This window comes from Solibacillus sp. FSL R7-0682 (genome assembly GCF_038005985.1).
GTDB lineage: Bacteria > Bacillota > Bacilli > Bacillales_A > Planococcaceae > Solibacillus.
This window is the reverse complement of sequence record NZ_JBBOUI010000001.1, coordinates 3552844-3570535: the sequence shown is the minus strand read 5'-3', so window position 1 is coordinate 3570535 and position 17692 is coordinate 3552844. Positions and strand designations below refer to the sequence as shown.

Here is a 17692-nt window from a genome sequence, read left to right as displayed (position 1 = left end):
ATTGAACGATAAAAAATTGTGATGTGCAAGTTAGATAGCGTCAGCAAATAATAATTAAAAGATTCAACAATTAAAACTTACGAAAGAAAGGAGGGCTACGATGTTCAACTTTGAAAAGGTCGTGCCCTCTATTCCTTACATTTTAGAAGGAATAGGCGTTACATTACAAATCGTTGTCGGGGCGACAATAATTGGATTAATTTTGGGGATATTATTAGCGCTATGTAAAATCGGCACTATTAAACCACTGCGTTGGTTTGCAGCTTTTTATACATCGATTTTCCGTGGTACACCACTTGTTCTACAATTAATGATAATCTACTATGCCGTACCACAAGTATTAGATATTCAAATTGATCCAATCCCGGCTGCTATCATTGCATTCGGTTTAAATTCAGGGGCATATATTTCTGAGATTATCCGTGCTGGAATTAATGCGGTAGACAAGGGGCAAATGGAAGCGGCCAAAGCATTAGGAATTCCATATGCAAAAATGATGAAGGACATCATTTTACCGCAAGCAATGAAAAACATTTTACCATCATTAATGAATGAATTTATTACATTAAATAAAGAATCAGCAATCGTAACAGTTATTGGTGCCCTTGATATTATGCGCCGTGCATACGTTGTTGGTGGTGCGACATTCACATATTTAGAGCCGCTGTTAATTGCAGGGTTAATCTACTATGTAATGACGCTTGTTTTATCATTCCTTGGCCAAATGTTAGAAAAGAGGATGAGACGCAGTGATTAAAATTGACAATCTAAAAAAATCATATGGTAAAAATGAAGTATTAAAGGGTATTTCAACAGAGATTAAGGAAAAAGAGGTCATCGCGATTATTGGCCCTTCAGGCTCTGGTAAATCAACATTTTTGCGATGTATTAACCGTTTAGAGGAACCATCAGCGGGTATCATATCAGTTGGTGGGGAGACAATTACAGAGAAAAATGTGATGAAGGTGCGTGAAAATTTAGGAATGGTGTTCCAGCATTTCTACCTATTTCCGCACAAAACCGTTTTAGAAAATTTAACGTATGCACCAATTAATGTAAAAGGTGTAGCAAAGGGTGAAGCTGTAAAGTTAGCAGAAGAGTTACTAAGAAAAGTAGGGCTTTACGACAAACGCAATGACTATCCAAACCGTTTATCAGGAGGTCAAAAGCAACGAGTTGCCATTGCTCGTGCTCTAGCAATGAATCCGACAGCGATTTTATTTGACGAACCAACATCAGCTCTTGATCCGGAAATGGTAAAAGAAGTTTTAGAAGTAATGAAATCTCTTGCCGAATCAGGAATGACGATGTTGATTGTAACCCATGAAATGGGGTTTGCACGTGAAGTAGCAGACCGTATTTTGTTCTTAGATGGTGGACTTTTAGTAGAGGATTCTTCTCCAGAGGAATTCTTCACAGCCCCAAAATCAGCTCGTGCGAAAGAGTTTTTAGATAAGGTTTTATAGTAGGCCAATGTGAAGTAGAAAGTGAAAGTGCATCCGATAGTGGATGCGCTTTTTTTGTTTATCTTTAATTCTTTTCATTAAATCCTCTTTTTTAACATTCTACAAAAATAATGTACTTGTCAAACATTGTACAACTTATGTATAATCTTTTGTACAACATATAATATGTGTATAACATTTTTACGGTTATTTAGGCTTTTTATTAACTATTTTACAGGATTAAACTTATTTATTATACAAAAACAATTAACGTTATACATTGATTGTACAATTTTTAACTACTTAATGGAGGAGGAGCAAGAGATGAAGAAGATTGTTATTGTTGGAGCTGGACCAGGAGGATTAGCTGCAGCTATGCTACTCGCAAATAAAGGTTACAAGGTAGAAGTGTATGAGAAGCAACCTTATATTGGAGGGCGTACAAGTGAAATTCGTTTAGGTGATTACAAATTTGATATGGGCCCAACTTTCTTAAATATGCTATATATAGCAGAAGAAATTTTTGAATTAACAGGACGACGGTTACAAGATTATGTCGAGCTTTATGATTTAGACCCTATGTATGAACTTATTTTTCATGATAAAAAAATTAAAATGACACGGAATGAAAAAGAGATGGTACGTCAGATTAATGAGGTATTTGTAGGAAATGAAGGTGGCTATGAGAAATATATTCAGCAAACACAAAAGAAACTTGAACGATTAGCGCCAGTATTACAATCCCCAATGAATCGTTTTACAGATATGCTAAAGCCGAATGTGATAAAGGCAGTCGGTGAGCTGGAAATCGGCAAATCACTTGTTGACACCTTATCCCAATTCTTTAAAGATGAAGAATTGCAGTTAGCCTTCACATTTCAATCAAAATACTTAGGTATGTCACCATGGGAGAGCCCAGGTGCATTTTCGATACTTTCTTATATTGAGCATGCATACGGTGTATATCATATAAAAGGTGGGCTTAATCGCTTAACGCAGGCAATGGGTAAAGTAGCCGAGGAAATGGGGGTAACCATTCATACAAACTGTGGTATTAAAAAGCTTGTTACATCTGGTCGCCAAGTAACGGGTGTAGCGCTGGAAAATGGCGATTATGTGCAGGCAGATGAAGTGATTGTGAATGGGGACTTTGGTCATGTCATGACCAAAATGGTAGAGCCAGGAATCTTAAAAAAATACACACCAGAAAAATTAGAAAAGAAGCAATTATCATGTTCTACATTTATGTTATATTTCGGTGTAAATAAGCGATTTGATCAACTATCCCACCATACGATTTGGTTTGCAAAGGATTACCGAAAAAATGTAGAAGAAATTACGAAAACAAAAATGATATCTGATGATCCATCAATTTATATTCAAAATGCTGTTGTAACGGATCCCGCTGTAGCACCAGCAGGGAAATCAACACTCTATATTTTAGTGCCAGTACCAAATAATACGAGCGGCATTGATTGGGAGCGTGTAAAAAAACCTTTCCGCAAAATGGTATTAGAAATGGTAGCAGAGAAATTAGGTGAACCGAATCTGGAAGAGTTTATTGAGGAAGAACGTATGATTACACCTGCTGATTGGGAAAATGATATTAGTGTATATAAAGGAGCAACGTTTAATCTTGGACACCAATTGACACAAATGTTAGCATTCCGTCCCCGTAATAAATTTGAAGAACTAGATAGATGCTGGTTAGTCGGAGGTGGAACACATCCTGGAAGTGGTTTGCCAATTATTTTGGAATCAGCACGTATAACAGTAAATAGTATTTTAGCACAAGATAAAAAGGTACTACACCCGGTAAAACCTTTACCAAAAGTTAATGTCCATTCAAAAGTAAAAAATATGTCAAAACCTATTGTACAAATTTAATTAATACAAAAAAGCGGCGGAACTATAGTAACATAGAATCAATTAAAAATAGAAGACATAATTAAGGCCATTATTTCTCATTATGGAAATAATGGCTTTTGTGATGTAATGTTCGTTGAATTTATTTGTTTTATAATTGATGGTGATTTCTTGAGACAATTGGAGCTGTTAATAGCCGAGTTGCTTATCGACAATATTTTTTAATGGCATGTTTTTTACATACAGTTCAAAGTTATCGATAAATAACTGCATATTATGCTTCATATGATCAGGTGAATAATAGGCGTTGTGTGGGGAAACGATGACATTGTCCATTTCCCAAAAATCATGTTCTTCTGGCAGTGGCTCTACTTCAAAAACGTCTAAAGATGCGCCGGCGAGATGTTTGTTTTCTAATACGGTAATTAAGTCAGATTCAACAATTGTATTCCCGCGTCCTACATTGATTAAGTAGCTACCTTGCTTCATTTTCTCCATTCGTACCTTATCAAAAAAGTATTTTGTTTCATTTGTAGAGGGGAGGGCTAAAACAGTAAAATCAGCATTGGCCAATACTTCATCGATTTGATTCATACCAACAATTTGATCTACATAACATTCGTCGCCAGTTAATTTATTAGGGTCACGTTTGCAGCCGATGACCTTCATTCCAAGTGCTTTTGCTCGTTTGGCAATGGCGATACCGATTTCTCCGTATCCTATAATGGCTAATGTAGAAGAGCTTAGTTCAATTGTTGGAATTAACCCCCACGTGCGACTTGGCTTATTATAAATCATTGAAGGAATCCCTCGGGCGAAAGTTAAAATCATGGCAATCGTGTGTTCTGCAATTGGTATCGCTGTACAACCTTTTGAATTTGTTACAATGACATTGCTCTTTTGAAATTTGCTCTTTAGCATTGCTTCAATTCCTACACTAAAGGAATGAACCCATTTAACGTGGGGAGCATGGGATAAAATCGATAAATCGTCGCGAATTCCGAGCGTTAAAATAATATCGCAGTCGGTTAAATCAACTTGTGGCTTCGGCTCAAGCTGATTCCATTCCCAATGTTCTACAACGACTTTTGCCCCTAGTGCTCGAAGTTTTTCTACGTATTCAGCTGGAATATCTCTCCGGATATAAATGAACGGTGCTTTCACAGCGCTCTCTAGTGCATAAACCATTATAAAACCTCCCTATACAATACTTTTTATTGGATACTTTTCGAAATATGCGCTTGCAATGCGTTTGATTGCTTCTCGACACTGTACTTCATCGCAATAGGAAAAGCAAAGGCGTATATGATTTTGTTGACTATGATCAGCGAAGCAGTGTTCACCAACAATGTAGCTCACACCATATTCTAAAGCGAGCTCCTCAAAATCAGCAGTATTAACTGTTTCCTTGAACGAGATCCAGATGAAAAAGCCACCCTCTGGTATAATATAAGAAATTTCATTTCCTAAATATTCATCCAGAGCCTCCACCATCACGTCTCGTCGTGATTGATAAATCGCTGAAATATCCGCTACGTGCTGATCAAAATCAATAAAGTTTAAGTAAGTCGCAACGATTTCTTGCACCATGACACTTGTTGAGCCGTCTGATTTGAGCATGCGTAATTTAGGTGCAAGCTCTGGACTGACAATAACCCAACCTAGACGAATAGCAGGGGCGATTGTTTTAGAAAAAGTACTCATATAAATGACACGCTCAGGTGCGAAACTGTAAATTGCTGGTAGAATTGTGTCGGTAAAGTTTAATTCCGCATAGGCATCATCTTCTATAATGTAAAAGTTGTAAGTTAATGCAAGCTGCGCTAGCTTAATTCGACGCTCAAGAGAAAGGGTAATACCGCCAGGGTTATGAAAATTCGGAATAACATAAAGGAATTTTGGCATCGGTTTACCGAGTTCGGCAGCTTCCATTAATGCCGCCTCAACTAAATCAACCTTTAGCCCACTTTCATCCATTTCAAACCCACGAATCGTAAGGCCGGCTAAAGAAAAGGAGCGTAACGCACCGAAAAATGTAGGTGCTTCTACCCAAATTTCATCTTCTTCATTGGTAAGTGTACGTGCAACAATATCCATTGCCTGACCAGAGCCGGTTGTAACAAATATATTTTTTTCGTTTACGTGAATTTCTCGAATAGTGGAACGCTCTTTAATCCAAGTAGCAATTTTGGATGGGCCTTCACCGCCACTGTACTCTAAGCATTTATATCCGCCGTCTTCAATACCTTTTGCTGCACATTGCGCCATTAATGATACATTATATGCCTCCTTTGCAGGAAAGCCGTAAGATAAGGGGATTAAATCGGTTGGAATTTTTGCAGCTGCAGCACTAAGTAATTTAATACCGTCAAATTTACTCGCCATTTTAAATGGTTGTAACGTTTTCATGGATATCTCCTCCTGTTAGTTAAATCGAAATAAAGTATTTAAAGGGGGGATGGGAAGCCTCTGTTTGAAAACAGCTATTACACCTTTATTTTAGGTGAAAGTAGCTCGCTAAAGGCTTTCATTAAGCTAGCGGTAATTACGCCACAGCTCCCATTGCCAATTTGAGTGGCATCGATTTCTGTAACAGGACAAACATTCACGCCTGTATTTGTAATAAATACTTCATCCATCAAGTACAGCGCTTCCTTTGTGAATGCTTCTTCAATTACAGGTAAATTAAGCTGAGATGCAAGTCGAAGAACTACCTGTCGTGTAATTCCGTTCAAAATTAAATGATTTAATGGATGGGTATATAATTTCCCGTTTTTAACACCGAATAAATTGGAGCTACTAGCTTCAGTTACAACTTGATCTCGGATAAAAATCGCCTCATGCACACCAGCCTCTATCGCCTTTTGTTTTGCCATACAATTTGGTAACAAATTTAAGCTTTTAATATCGACACGCAACCACCGAATATCCTCTGTCGTGATGGCCTTCATCGATGAAGGCGGAGGGTTCGTTGTATCTTTCTTTTTAACTAAACCAGTTAACACAGGAGGAACTGCTTCAGCGGGATAAGCATGAAATCGTGGCGCAGTGCCTCTTGTTAATTGAAAATAGACGTAGCCATCTTCTACACTGTTTTCTTCTATTAATGTATGAATATTTGATTTAAGTTTTTCAATAATATGTTGGGTAGAGATAGAAAGCGCTGCAGCACTACGTAAAAATCGCTCATAATGTGCCTCCCATTCAAAAAGTTCACCATTGTAAATTGCTACAACTTCATATATACCATCTCCAAATTGATATCCACGGTCTTCAGGATCGATTATGATAGATTCTTTCGCAACGATTTGATCATTCCATAAAATATTCACTCACGACACCTCTTTACTTGTAATTGTGACACGATAAGTTTTTCGTTGTTCAAAGGAAACAAACATGAATAATAATCCACAAATGATAAATGACATAATGAAAGGGGCTACAGGATCGAATAAAAACAACGAGCCGGCTAGTAAAGGACCGATACTGCGACCTAAACTATCGTAAGCACCGTGTAAACTCATCACCATTCCGTGTCCTAGCTCATTTTTCTTCGATAGTAGGGCAAGTAGTGTAGGTTTAATAAGTGCTTGCCCTGCACCAATTAATAACACGCCAATAAAGACAAAACTAATATGATAGGTGATTATAAAGCACGCAAAGCCAATGGTCGTAATTAATATGCCGTATTTTGTAATCGTATCCTCACTGAAGTACTTATAAAGTAAAGACAATACTGTTAATTGAATGATCACTGCAGCAGCAGACTGAATCGTAAATGCCCATCCAGTTTCTGTTGCCCCTGCCTGGAATTGCTCAATTAAAAAATAACCAAGAATGCCAAGAATGCTAGAGGTAGCGAGCGCTAGCGCGAATGTGATTAAAAATAATAACAAGTAGCCGGGTTTAATTGAATGTCCAATTGATTGGAAAAGAGGGGAGGTATGTTTGATCTCTCCTCTTTCTGCTGGCTCTTTTACGAATAGAAGGGCAAAAGGGACAGTAATTAAGCTAAGGAACCCAGCAAAGATAAATGGAATTGATAAGCCGAACGGAACGAAAGCACTTCCTAATACAGGACCTAATAAAAATCCAAGTCCATTCGCTGCTGCCAAATGGGCCATCGCCTTTCCTCGTTCCCGTGGCTCACTCGTATCCGCAATAATCGCAAAAACAGCAGGCTGTGTTCCACTAGAAAGGATGGCACCAATAATTCGAATGAACAGTAATTGAATGTAATTTTGGGCAATGTTCATGAGTAAAAATGCAAACCCGAAACCTACGAGCCCGAAAACAAGTACTGGCTTCCGTCCAAATTTATCAATGCACTTGCCCCAAAATGGGAGCACCAAAAATTGAGTAAAGGCCCACCCAGTAATTAGACTCGACATTTGAAATGAGCTTAATCCAAGCTCGTCAGCAAAAAAGGGGAGAACCGGTAAGACAATTCCGTAGCCAGTCATCGATAAAAACATAATGAAAACTAACAGTATGAACGTTTTCTTAGGCACCGTGCAGCACGTCCTTTTATTGTTGTTAAAAGCTAAGAATGATTAGTTAAAAAACAAGCTACATTATGATTACTTTCAATCGATTTCAAACTTGGCTCCTCCATCATGCATCGTTCCATTTTGTATGGGCATCTCGTATTAAACCGACAACCTTTTGGTGGATTAAGTGGAGTTGGTATTTCTCCTTCAAGAACAATTCGCTCGCCTTGTTGCTTGGCATCAATGACAGGGCGAGCTGATAATAATGCCTGTGTATAAGGATGTCTTGGATTTGTGAATAAAGTTTCTGTATCGGCAATTTCAACCAGTTTGCCTAAGTACATAACCCCTACACGATTGGAGATGTTTTTAACGACCCCTAAATCATGAGAGATGAACAAGTAAGTTAGGTTGAATTCTTGCTGTAAATCTTTTAACAGATTAATAATATTTGCTTGAACGGATACATCGAGTGCAGATACAGCTTCGTCACATACAATAATTTTAGGCTGCAGTGCGAGCGCTTTAGCAATTCCGATACGTTGACGTTGCCCACCAGAAAATTCATGAGGGTAGCGATTTTTCATTTTTGTAGAAAGTCCTACCACTTCCATTAAGTAATCGACGCGTTTTTCGCGTATGTCTGGTGTACCATATTTATGGATAAGGAAAGGTTCCATAATAATTTCCTTTACCGTCATGCGTGGATGTAACGATGCGTATGGGTCCTGAAAGACTATTTGTAAGTCGCGTCGTAATCGTTTTACTTCGACTGGTGGTAGTGAAAGGATATTTTCTCCTTTGTAAATGACTTGACCGTCCGTTGGTTCGATTAATCGAAGAATGGATCTTCCTGTTGTACTTTTACCACAACCCGATTCACCTACTAGCGCCAATGTTTCACCTTGATAAATGCTAAAAGAAACATCATCTACTGCCTTAACTGCTAATGGGGTTTTATCCTTTAGTTTTTCGAAAAAGCCTTTCTTAATAGGGAAGTGCTTCTTCAAGCCCTGGATCTCTAATAAAGGCTGGATGTCGTTTGCTTCAAATAACTGATTCATAATTCGCTACCCCCTCCGGAATATCTTTGTAGTTCCAGCAACTTACTTTCCGTAGATTATCTGTAACGACAAGCGGTGGCTCTTGCTGACTGCAAATATCAGAAGCATACGGACATCGTTCTGTAAATACGCAGCCTTTAATTATTTCCCCTGGAAGAGGCACCATACCTGGAATAGATGAAATACGGTCACTATTTTCTTCGATGGAATTAACTGCTTGAATTAATCCGCGCGTATAAGGGTGAAGTGGTTTTTCGAATAAATCATTAGTTAAAGATTCCTCCATGACTTTTCCTGAATACATGACAAGCACACGTTGGCAGTAATTCGCGATTACCCCTAAATCGTGAGTAATTAAAATCATCGAACGGTTCGATTCACTTACTAATCGGGCAAGTAAATCTAAAATTTGGGCTTGAATTGTAACATCCAGTGCAGTAGTGGGCTCGTCTGCTATGAGTAGCTCCGGTTCGCAACAAATCGCCATTGCGATCATGACGCGTTGCCTCATACCACCTGACATCTCATGTGGGTATACTTTCATACGTGAAGTAGGTGAGGGGATGCCCACTTTTTCTAGCATTTGAATGGCGAGTGCTTCCGCCTCTTTCTTAGAAATCTTTTTATGTGCCCGAATTTGCTCTACGATTTGTGTACCAATCGTTAACATTGGATTTAGTGCAGTCATTGGCTCTTGGAAAATCATCGCGATCTCATTGCCAAGCATGTTTTTCCAACTTTTTTCTGACAGTGTTAATAAATTATCGCCATTCCAACGAATCTCACCATTCGAAATTGCTAATCCTTTATGCTTTAATAAGCCCATTATGGCAAGGGAGGTCATACTTTTACCGCAACCTGATTCACCAACAATGCCTAAATTTTCCCCCTTCTTAATCGAAAAATTAATCCCTTTAATGACCTGGACAAATTCATTGTTTTTTTCAAAGCCAACTTTTAAATCACAAACCTCTAATAATGCACCCATCCTGTCGCCTCCTTTTTGCACTTGAACCAACTACATTTTCGGATCGAAGTAATCGCGAATCTTGTCGCCTATTAAATTAATACCTAAAATGGTCATAAACATTGCAGCACCAGGTGCGAATAAATACCAAGGTGCTTGATACAAGTAGTCCTTTCCTGAATTCACCATAGAACCCCAACTTGCGTTTGGTGGTTGAATACCTAAACCAAGAAAACTTAAGCTTGCTTCAGCTAAAATCGTTGAAGCAATTCCTAATGTAGCAATTACGACAATATTCCCGTAACAATTCGGTAAAATATATTTGAATAAAATACGGAAGTTGCTTGCACCGAGAGCGTGCCCGCCTTCGACGAATTCACGCTCTTTTAGGGCGAGAGCTTGTGAGCGTACAAGACGACACATTTCCGGCCAGCTTACTAAACTTAAAGCGAGAATTAAATTGAAAAAGCTTGTGCCGAGTGCAGCCATTATCGCAATAGCGAATAGAATTCCTGGGAAGCTGAAAATAATGTTCGTTATCGCCATAATGAACTTATCTGTTTTTCCACCAACATAACCAGCGAGCAATCCTAACAGTACTCCGATGAAAATTGAAATAGATTGTACGACAAATGCAATGATTAGAGATTTTTGTCCGCCATATAAAATTCGTGTGAAAATATCTCGACCAAGATGGTCTGTTCCTAAAAAATGATTAACTGATGGCGCTTGTAAAACGGCTGTTAAATCATTCGTATTGGGTTCGTATTTTGTGACAAAGGGAGCAAGAATGATTAATACAAAAATGATTAAAGTTAATCCTATGAAGAGATTAGAAAGTGAAATTGCTGTTTTAAATTTCCTTTTGATTTTCTTCGCTTGTTGCGTACTGTCCATTGGGATATTTCCGCTTGATGTTTCTAGCTTCACCATTTAGAAAACTCCTTTCGCGGTTTAGTCATTACGTATTACTTCGAATGCGCGGGTCAATTAATCGGCAACTAATATCCGTTAATAAATTAACAAGTAAAAATACAGTCGCAATAAAAATTACACATCCTTGAACAATTGGTAAATCGCGCTGTAAAATACTATCGATTAATAATCGTCCAACACCAGGTAATCCAAAAATTGTTTCGGTAATGACCGCTCCAGAAAGAAGTAATCCGAGTTGAACACCGATAATTGTCAAAATAGGAGGGAGGGCATTTTTCATTGCATGCACAGAAATGATGCGATATTTTGAAAGGCCCTTTGCATAGGACGTAATCATATAATCCATTTTTAATACATCAATCATAGATGAACGAGTAATTCGAGCAATAACACCGCTAACTGAAAGACCTAGGGTGATAGCTGGTAAAATTAAAAACTTAAGCTCTCCTGGCTTGTAACCAGATGCAGGTAACCAGTTAAGTTTTACTGCGAAAATATACATTAACATTAAGCCTAAGAAGAAGGCGGGGATAGATACACCGGCAATGGAAGCGGAACTAACGGCAGTATCTAACCAGCTACCTCGTCGCATTGCACTAATGATTCCTGCTGTAATTCCAACAACTATCGCAATGGCTAAACCGAGCATTGTAATTTGTACCGTTATAGGTATTCGTTCGGCGAGGATAGTCGTTACCTCCATTCGTGATTGATAGGAAGTACCTAAATCACCTTGCACGACATTTTGCAGGAATCCTAAATACTGCATATGCAATGGTTCGTTTAGTCCCCATTCTTCGCGAATTTGCTCAATAATTGCTTCATCCATTGCGCCGGAACGTGCATCCATTAGCTGCATAACAGGATCACCTGGGATGAAATTCATTAATAAAAAGACAATTAGAGTAATGGCTATCCAGATCGGGATGGCTTCAGCTAATCGTTTAATGGAATATTGAAACATTGAATCACGCTCCATTCAAAAGTTGTAGAGAAAATGCGCTAGCGAATTGAAGCTACTCGCGCATTTTCTGCTATTAAGGGATGGGAGAATTATTTTGCAGATTCATCAATCCATACTTTCGTTAAGTCTTGGAAGTCGATATCAGTCGGGACAGCTTGTAAACCCTTGACCCATGGTTGGTGCACAATAACGGCTTTGTTGTAGTTGAAGAACCACATTGGTGCCTCATCGACAATGATTTCCTCTGCTTGCTGGGCTAAATCAATCATTTCTTTCTCATCTGTCGTAATTAATGCAGCATCTAGTAGACGATCTACTTCATCGTTTTTGTAGTAACCCGTATTACCAGTAGAGCCGAAGTTATCGCTATGGTAGTATTTTGATAAAAATTCAACTGGGTTTGTCATTCCGCCATTTGAGAACATCGCGGTTTTAAATTTGCCGGAGCCTACACGATCAGAAAGTGTTGCCATATCTACTTGTTCGATGTTAACTTGTATGCCAACTTCCTCTAAGTAGCCGTTCATTGCCTCAACCGCTGTCACACCGAATGCCGAATGCGAAGTAGCTAAAATTGGTAATGTAAAGCCATCTGCATAGCCTGCTTCAGTCAATAATGATTTTGCCTTTTCGGGATCATAAGGATAACTAAAGACATCTTCGTTATAGCCTTGGATACTTGTTGGCAATGGACCGTTCGCTGAGTAAGCTTTGCCACCTAAAACGGATGCGATAATTGTTTCGCGATCGATAGCGTAGTTAATTGCCTGTCGTACGCGAACATCTTGCCAAGGTCCTTTTTCTTGTAGGTTGAACCGTAAGTTACGAATGAATAATTCTGGTACTTCTACGATGTAGTCTTTAAAGTTAGGGTTGCTATTGTATTGTGCGTATTGTGCGTCACCAATTGTCATTACATCAATTTGCTCAGATGTAAAGGACGTATCGCGTGCAGCTTGGTCAATTAATATTTTATAAACAACAGAATCTAAGTACGGGGCACCAGCATGGTAGTCCTCGAATTTATCAAGCACAATTTCACTGTCTCGAATCCAGCTCGCAAATTTGAATGGACCAGCACCGACTGGCTGTGCACCGAATTTGTCGCCTAATTCCTCAACAGCTTCCTTTGGTACAGCTGATGTAAAGGGTAAAGACATAATAGAAAGGAATGTATTGTTTGGATTAGAAAGAGTAATTTCTAACGTGTATTCATCGATTACTTTGACACCTGAAAGCTCTGATGTAGAACCTTCTGTGAATTCTTTGTAGCCTACAACCATTTGTAAGTTGCCGGCATTAGGAGAAGCTGTTTTTGGATTGACTAATCGTTCTAAAGAATATTTGAAATCCTGTGCTTTTACTTCGCGACCATTATGGAATTTGACATCTTCTTTTAATTTGAATGTATAAACAGTACCTTCTGGATTGATCTCCCAAGATTCTGCGTTTGCTGGAAGGAATTCGCCTTTAGTAGCCTCGTAGCGGACAAGTGGTTCAAAAATATTCCATGTTACCATCGATGTTGCTGTACCGTGAGAACGAATAACTGGATCCAAGTTTTGTGGATCTCCATAAATTAATGCTCTAGTTAATATCCCGCCTGATACAGGTTCACCAGTGGAGCCTCCAGGACCTGAGGCAGTTGAAGAGTCATTGTCTCCTCCTCCACATGCTACTAATACGAGTGAAATCAATATGAAACAAAAATACAAAGATAATTTACTAAGTCTCATTTTTAATTGCCTCCTTTTGTATGTGTCAATAAGTAAATCGAATAATACAAAACCACCTTTCAAAAATGAATAAATATATAGTAGAGACATTGCTCTTACTAACGAATAAGTTATTTTAATAAACTATTAAGTTGACGTTAAAGGATGAAATATTATATCTTATAAAGTTTATAGGGGTTTATTATATGTTAGGAATTATTACATGTTATCCGAGATATTAAATTTAATGTTAAGAAAAATAACGTGAAACTTAATTTGAAAACAGTATATATTACGGAATTGGACATGTAAACAACTATTTTTTGTATTTTTTGAATTTTCAGTAAATGAAAACGTTTCAAATGTTGATGTGTTTGGATTTTACCAAAAAATTAAATGTTATATTTCTTAACATAAAGAAATGTTGTGATTGATTCATATTAATATAATTATTTATTGAATATTTTAAATAAAATATTGCATAAAAATCGGATTTATATGTATTTTTCAGGGAATTATAGCTAGAAAAGGTTTTCACAATGTTAACTAATGCTTTTTATTATTTATTGTCCGAGAAGAATGGGCGGTTGGGGTGAAGCAATGCGGGGTCAGTAATTTAGTTAGTATAAAGCATGTTTTTAAGACTAAGTTGTTTCTATTAATAGAAGAAACTCCAGTTAAATGAGTTAACATTACTATGGTGGATAGGGAAATCAAAAAGAGCAACTTCTGTCTCGAATCATTAAATGAATCGATAAAAGAAAGTTACTCTACTGTCAAGATTATTTCGGATACGTCTGACAGACACGTCCAACTTGACCATCCGTCAATCGAACTTTTATGCCGTGTGGATGAAAGCTGCTATTTGTCAGTAAATCCTTTACAATACCACGAGTGGTTGTGCCTGTTCGTTGATCTTTCTTTAACACGATGTCGACTTCTAGTCCTGGATATACATCGCTCCTATTTTTTCCGTTCATGCTGAAAACTCCTTTAACATAACATTATTAAAGTATAGCATGGCAAATCAGGAAACTCCTCTATAGTGTGTAAAGCTGGGCAGAAATTAACGTGGTCTGTTTTTTAAGAAATTTTCATAAGCAAAGCCGCGAACATCCGCCACACTATAATGTTTCAATAATTCATTGATCAATTGTTGGTGTTGTCCTGCATGTTCCAAGCCGGTAATTTTATGGCTGATACCGTCAAAATCAGAGCCAACTCCAATTAAATGTTTTCCACCAAGCGCACAAATATGATCAACATGCTTTATTAAATCGCACAACTTCGCTTCATTTGTTCCAGTCGTAAACTCGGGAAAGTAGACAATGTGAATCGGTGCATTTTTCGTAATCATTGCTCGAATCTGCGCATCAGATAAATTTCGCTTATGGTTGCAAACTGCCTTTGCATTTGAATGGGTTGCAATGACATAATCGGCATACTCCATACAGTGCCAAAAACTATGTTCGCTCAAATGGGTAACATCGGTTAAAATTTTATGTGCATTATTGAGTGTAATAATTTCCCGACCAAATGCTGTTACTCCTCGTCGAAGCATACTATCTAAGCCATCCGCTGCTTCATTCGGGAAATTCCAAGCAAGACCGATGGCAAGCACTCCAAAGGACTTGAAAAGATGCCACATCTTAATATCCCCTTCAAAAAAATCGACGCCCTCAATCGTTAAAAATACACCAATTTCGTTTGGTTGCAGGTAGTCAAAATCTGACCATTCCTTTATATGTACAACATTTTCTAATTTATTCACAACATGATTTTGGAAATAATACACTTGATGTAATGCAGATTTTAATTTCTTTTCTGCTGACCAATTGGGCATAACAAAAATAGCAAACGCTTGCGCGCGCACATGCCCTGTCCTAAGTCTAGGTAAATTGACATCAAGTTCATCGGCATGACGAAAATCATAGCCGTGCTCATACATCCGTAGTAATGCATCACAATGTAAATCAATAATTGGAAGTGCCATTTAAAAACCTCCCTCTATAAAATTTTAAAAAAGGATGAATGAAAAAATCATCCATCCTACAATGTATTCCATCCGAACCTTACGCATGATGCAAGCCAGCAAAAATGCCGTTCTTTTTAAGAAGCTCTTCATACGTACCTTGCTCTTCGATTCCGTTTGGAGTGACTACGAAAATATAATCCGCATCCCGAATCGTTGCTAAGCGGTGCGCGATAATAAGCGTAGTGCGATTTTTTGCTAAATCATTTAATGACTGCTGAATAATGCGTTCTGTTGCCGTATCAAGTGCCGATGTTGCTTCGTCTAAAATTAAAATTGGCGGATTTTTTAGGAACATACGTGCGATCGCAAGACGCTGCTTTTGACCACCCGATAATTTTAGTCCTCGTTCCCCGATTTCTGTTTCAAAGCCATTCGGTAATTGTTCAATAAACTCCAGTAAATTTGCCTGTTTTGCTGCCTCAACAATTTCCTCGAAGGTCGCATCAAGCCTACCGTATGCAATGTTTTCACGAACTGTACCTGTAAATAGGAACACATCCTGCTGCACGGTACCAATTTGCTTGCGCAATGATTCTTGGGTAATATTTCGAATGTCATTGCCATCGATTGTAATTGTACCATCCGTTACATCATAGAAACGGGGTATCAATGAACTAATAGTTGTCTTTCCTGAACCAGATGGTCCAACGAAAGCGACTGTTTTCCCAGCAGGGACGTGGAACGAAATATTGTTCAACACTCGTTTACTATCCGAATAGTTAAAGCTTACATTATGGAAGGCAATGTCTCCGTTTAATTGATCTACTGCTTTTGCATTTGAGCGATCGACAATCGTTGGCTCCTGATCGAGTAAATCGCAGAATCGCTTAAAACCTGCCATTCCCTTTGGATACAATTCAAGTAACGCACTAATCTTATCAATTGGCTTAATGAGTACGTTTGTAAATAAAATAAAGCTCGCAAATTCTCCGTAGCTAAGCTGGCCATTGAAAGAAAGCCAAGCACCGACAACAAGTACAAGAAGTGTTAATAGGCGAGTTAAAATATAAATACTTGAATGTGTCCCCGCCATTACTTTGTAGGCATAAATTTTTGCCTTACGGAACAGTGCGTTTTGCTTCTTAAAAAGCTTCTTTTCATGTTCCTCATTTGTAAAAGATTTCACAACGCGTATCCCAGAAAAGCTATCTTCAACGCGACCATTTACATTAGCGATCTCTGTATACATCACGCTCCAACCCTTTTTCATGCGTTTATTACTCCAATACATAACCGCAATTAAAAACGGTACAAAGACTAAAATAATCGTGGCTAATGTCGCATTAATATTGAACATAATCGTAAATGCCCCGATAAAGGTCATCATCGCAATAAATAAATCCTCAGGCCCATGGTGTGCAAACTCGCCAATATCAAATAAATCGTTCGTAATCCGACTCATTAAATGCCCAGTTTTCATATTATCGAAAAACGTATATGGCTGACGCTGTACATGGTTGAATAATTGCTGACGCATATCGGTTTCAATATTGACCCCGAGCTTATGCCCTAAATAGTTGACGATAAAGTTCATCGCAGTACTTAAAATGTACGTTAATAATAGAAGGGCACTGATTTTCGTAATCATTTCCCAGTCATTTGTCGGCAGCAGGTCGTCAATAAACCATTGTACAGCCAGCGGGAATAAAAGCTCTAAAACAGCCACAAATACCGCACTCGAAAAGTCGATAATGAAGAGCCTCTTATGCGGCTTATAGTACGTAAAAAATCTAGCTAGCATAATTTGTCCTTTCTGTTAGAGCGAATTTCATATAGCAAGATGCTGCTCTAACATTCGTAATTTCTCCAGTACAAACTCCGACGCTAATATACGTCAGAATTTTACAAATGTCATCTTTTGTATTATAGCATTCAAAGAGGGGGTTTTTCGAGAGGCGAAATTTAATGCGGAAATAGAATCCAATCTGTACAACCCCTTGCAAGAAAAATGATAAAATAACTAAAACAACGAAAATAAGGGTGTACTTATGAATTTTTTTATTGTAATGCAAGGAAAAACCTATGAAGAAGCGAAGTTGGCGAATATTGTTTGGTGTTCGATTTATGATAATAGTGGGCAAACACCACATTCTTGGGAACGTATGAATGAAGTAAGGAAAGGGGATGTCCTATTTCATTATGTAAAAGGGGACATTATTGCAATTAGTGTTGCACAGGAGGATGCCTATGAAGGTGAAAATCCAGCAATT

15 protein-coding genes are annotated in these 17692 nt (G+C 38.1%); 3 read left to right on the top strand and 12 right to left on the bottom strand.

Annotated elements, in window-relative coordinates:
* Nucleotides 1-100: 100 nt before the first annotated feature.
* From MKZ17_RS17890 to MKZ17_RS17880, 3 genes are all read left to right on the top strand, one after another.
* Nucleotides 101-757 (top strand): amino acid ABC transporter permease, encoded by a 657-nt coding sequence (locus MKZ17_RS17890; RefSeq protein WP_340725093.1) that lies wholly within the window; start codon nt 101-103, stop codon nt 755-757.
* Nucleotides 750-1466, top strand: coding sequence for an amino acid ABC transporter ATP-binding protein (locus MKZ17_RS17885; protein ID WP_340725092.1), 717 nt, complete (start codon nt 750-752; stop codon nt 1464-1466). The genes MKZ17_RS17890 and MKZ17_RS17885 overlap by 8 nt, the downstream gene beginning before the upstream one ends.
* A 303-nt stretch (nt 1467-1769) precedes the next feature.
* On the top strand, nt 1770-3332 hold the full coding sequence (locus MKZ17_RS17880) for a phytoene desaturase family protein (protein ID WP_340725091.1): 1563 nt from the start codon (nt 1770-1772) through the stop codon (nt 3330-3332).
* Nucleotides 3333-3500: 168 nt separating this feature from the next.
* Here MKZ17_RS17880 and MKZ17_RS17875 read toward each other — a convergent pair whose 3' ends face one another.
* The 12 genes from MKZ17_RS17875 to MKZ17_RS17820 form a co-directional block, all read right to left on the bottom strand.
* Complete coding sequence (locus tag MKZ17_RS17875) at nt 3501-4499, bottom strand: D-2-hydroxyacid dehydrogenase (RefSeq protein ID WP_340725090.1); 999 nt, start codon at nt 4497-4499, stop codon at nt 3501-3503.
* Nucleotides 4500-4511: 12 nt separating this feature from the next.
* Entirely contained in the window at nt 4512-5720 is a 1209-nt protein-coding gene (locus tag MKZ17_RS17870) for an aminotransferase-like domain-containing protein (RefSeq protein WP_340725089.1), read from the bottom strand.
* 77 nt (nt 5721-5797) lie between these two features.
* Nucleotides 5798-6643: a D-amino-acid transaminase gene (gene dat, locus MKZ17_RS17865; RefSeq protein ID WP_340725088.1), complete on the bottom strand. Its 846-nt coding sequence runs from the start codon at nt 6641-6643 to the stop codon at nt 5798-5800.
* Complete coding sequence (locus MKZ17_RS17860) at nt 6644-7822, bottom strand: MFS transporter (protein ID WP_340725087.1); 1179 nt, start codon at nt 7820-7822, stop codon at nt 6644-6646.
* Nucleotides 7823-7854: 32 nt separating this feature from the next.
* Nucleotides 7855-8865 (bottom strand): ABC transporter ATP-binding protein, encoded by a 1011-nt coding sequence (locus MKZ17_RS17855; protein WP_340725086.1) that lies wholly within the window; start codon nt 8863-8865, stop codon nt 7855-7857.
* Nucleotides 8849-9853, bottom strand: a complete 1005-nt coding sequence (locus MKZ17_RS17850) for an ABC transporter ATP-binding protein (RefSeq protein ID WP_340725085.1) — start codon at nt 9851-9853, stop codon at nt 8849-8851. Before MKZ17_RS17850 ends, MKZ17_RS17855 begins: the two co-directional genes overlap by 17 nt.
* 30 nt (nt 9854-9883) lie before the next feature.
* Nucleotides 9884-10765: an ABC transporter permease gene (locus MKZ17_RS17845; protein ID WP_340725084.1), complete on the bottom strand. Its 882-nt coding sequence runs from the start codon at nt 10763-10765 to the stop codon at nt 9884-9886.
* Between the two features lie 28 nt (nt 10766-10793).
* Entirely contained in the window at nt 10794-11732 is a 939-nt protein-coding gene (locus tag MKZ17_RS17840; protein WP_340725083.1) for an ABC transporter permease, read from the bottom strand.
* Between the two features lie 89 nt (nt 11733-11821).
* Nucleotides 11822-13468 carry an ABC transporter substrate-binding protein gene (locus MKZ17_RS17835; RefSeq protein ID WP_340725082.1) on the bottom strand — a complete coding sequence of 549 codons (1647 nt, stop codon included), beginning with the start codon at nt 13466-13468 and terminating at the stop codon, nt 11822-11824.
* 761 nt (nt 13469-14229) lie between these two features.
* Nucleotides 14230-14427: a YwbE family protein gene (locus MKZ17_RS17830; RefSeq protein WP_340725081.1), complete on the bottom strand. Its 198-nt coding sequence runs from the start codon at nt 14425-14427 to the stop codon at nt 14230-14232.
* 86 nt (nt 14428-14513) lie between these two features.
* A complete protein-coding gene (locus MKZ17_RS17825; protein ID WP_340725080.1) occupies nt 14514-15440 on the bottom strand; it encodes a dipeptidase in 927 nt (308 codons plus the stop codon).
* 79 nt (nt 15441-15519) lie between these two features.
* Nucleotides 15520-17223, bottom strand: a complete 1704-nt coding sequence (locus MKZ17_RS17820; RefSeq protein WP_340725079.1) for an ABC transporter ATP-binding protein — start codon at nt 17221-17223, stop codon at nt 15520-15522.
* Nucleotides 17224-17692 lie beyond the last annotated feature (469 nt).

Bases quoted from the DNA above. Each gene is read 5' to 3' on its own strand.
- MKZ17_RS17880 (WP_340725091.1), top strand. From the start codon at position 1,770: ATGAAGAAGATTGTTATTGTTGGAGCTGGACCAGGAGGATTAGCTGCA.
- MKZ17_RS17830 (WP_340725081.1), bottom strand. From the start codon at position 14,427: ATGAACGGAAAAAATAGGAGCGATGTATATCCAGGACTAGAAGTCGAC.
- MKZ17_RS17835 (WP_340725082.1), bottom strand. From the start codon at position 13,468: ATGAGACTTAGTAAATTATCTTTGTATTTTTGTTTCATATTGATTTCA.
- MKZ17_RS17875 (WP_340725090.1), bottom strand. From the start codon at position 4,499: ATGGTTTATGCACTAGAGAGCGCTGTGAAAGCACCGTTCATTTATATC.
- MKZ17_RS17890 (WP_340725093.1), top strand. From the start codon at position 101: ATGTTCAACTTTGAAAAGGTCGTGCCCTCTATTCCTTACATTTTAGAA.
- MKZ17_RS17855 (WP_340725086.1), bottom strand. From the start codon at position 8,865: ATGAATCAGTTATTTGAAGCAAACGACATCCAGCCTTTATTAGAGATC.
- MKZ17_RS17825 (WP_340725080.1), bottom strand. From the start codon at position 15,440: ATGGCACTTCCAATTATTGATTTACATTGTGATGCATTACTACGGATG.
- MKZ17_RS17870 (WP_340725089.1), bottom strand. From the start codon at position 5,720: ATGAAAACGTTACAACCATTTAAAATGGCGAGTAAATTTGACGGTATT.
- MKZ17_RS17845 (WP_340725084.1), bottom strand. From the start codon at position 10,765: ATGGTGAAGCTAGAAACATCAAGCGGAAATATCCCAATGGACAGTACG.
- MKZ17_RS17850 (WP_340725085.1), bottom strand. From the start codon at position 9,853: ATGGGTGCATTATTAGAGGTTTGTGATTTAAAAGTTGGCTTTGAAAAA.
- MKZ17_RS17820 (WP_340725079.1), bottom strand. From the start codon at position 17,223: ATGCTAGCTAGATTTTTTACGTACTATAAGCCGCATAAGAGGCTCTTC.
- MKZ17_RS17840 (WP_340725083.1), bottom strand. From the start codon at position 11,732: ATGTTTCAATATTCCATTAAACGATTAGCTGAAGCCATCCCGATCTGG.